This is a genomic window from Streptomyces shenzhenensis, assembly GCF_021462265.1.
Lineage (GTDB): Bacteria > Actinomycetota > Actinomycetes > Streptomycetales > Streptomycetaceae > Streptomyces > Streptomyces shenzhenensis.
Genome location: NZ_JAJONF010000145.1, coordinates 1 through 1549, shown reverse-complemented (window position 1 = coordinate 1549; position 1549 = coordinate 1). Strand labels below are relative to the sequence as shown.

The 1549-nt window shown below is 64.2% G+C and carries 1 protein-coding gene; it reads left to right on the top strand.

What is annotated here, in order from left to right; all coding sequences use genetic code 11:
* Window positions 1–670 precede the first annotated feature (670 nt).
* On the top strand, window positions 671–1156 hold the full coding sequence (locus LQ326_RS47115; RefSeq protein WP_234545368.1) for a hypothetical protein: 486 nt from the start codon (window positions 671–673) through the stop codon (window positions 1154–1156).
* Window positions 1157–1549 lie beyond the last annotated feature (393 nt).

The window sequence follows — 1549 nt, the reverse complement described above, 5'->3', positions numbered from 1 at the left end:
CGATAAGCGGACGAGATGCTCACGCCGTTTCGCGGGACACCTCCGCGGGCGCGGAGCGGACACCCCGGACGGTGAGCCGGCGCTTGAGCTGTACGGGACACCTACGCGAGCGCGGAGCGGACGTGGAGATCTGGGTTGATGGCGGCCCGGACTGCGGGACACCTCCGCAGGCGCGGAGCGGACCGGTGCTCGGCGGAGTCGGCGATCCGGCCGGAGCTCCAGGAGCGGAGGCGTACGGGGTGAGGGGGCCGTGGTCGGGCTGCGCGCTCATCTGGTCCTCCCAGCTGGTCGTACCGTCACGGTACGCGCGCTGAGACGTGGTGAATGCGGACATGGGCAGAGCTCTCCCGCTTGGTGCGCCGCTTGCAGCGGAGAAAAATGAGCTGGCGATTCGGACCGGTCGAAGCAGTCTGGTTGTCACCGACAAGGCATTCGACTTGTCACATGCGCTCATGTGAACGGAGTGCGCAAGGACGGATCTAGGACGGCAGCTCTTAGCCTCGGACTTGCACAACGGCCCCGCAATGAGCCGTCATGCGCTAAAGCGCGTCACGGGGGCTCGCACGCCTCTCGGCGGCGCTGCTTGCATGGGAGACGACTCACCAGCACACATCGTCAGGGGGACTACATGAAACTCGCCCGAAAGCCGGCGCTTAGGCGCCGAATCGGAATGCTCACAGCCTCCACGTTCATGCTCGCCGCCGCAGCCACCGGCACCGTCGGCACCGCCACGGCGGCTCACGCCTCGACCTGCGGCACCTGGAGCAACATCGGCAGCCCCGGCAACCTGACCGTGAACGGCAATTACGCTGGTCAGGTGGAGGAGATGTTCTACGGATACTGCTCAGGCGGTGGCGCCGTAGAAGCCCACTTCCAGTGGTCCGGCGCGTTCCAGGGCAGCAACTCCAAGGTGACCGTGCTCCTGATCGACAGCCACGGGAACTGGCTTGGAGAACACGACGACTTGGACGCCTCCTCCAAGGACCGGTACAGCTACGTCATCGACGTGCATGCCTCGACCCCGGACGAGTACCAAGCAGCGGTGTTCTCCGACGACAACTGCCCGAACAACCAGGAGCGCACCGCGCTCGGGAGTCTGCACTGGTACTACAACGGCGGCGACTACGGCGGCGCCCAAGAGGGCTGGTGCTGGTAATCACCCGGCGAACCAGCCCATGGCCTTGACGACGTCCTGGTGAGGCTTCGGCTCAATCGGTGGCAGCCTCGTACCGAGGCTGCCACCGATTTCACAGATCGAAGTCGATGTAGTCGATATCGGTGAATTCGACTTCCAGGTCTCCGGCGCGCCGTCCGCCGTCCCGGGTCTCTCAAACGAACGGGTCTGTTGCGTAGTCGGTGGTGACGGTGAGTGCTCCACTGTGATCATTGAGCGTGCATGATGCGAACACGCTTGTGGGAACGGTGTTTTCGGGGTTGTCGGCGTTGGTCATCGAGGATGTGGCGGACGGTGGCGAGATAGTCCGGGTTTCGGCTCGTGTCAGCGGTCAAACAATTCCCCACGATCTCCATGATCGGCATCACGTAATTC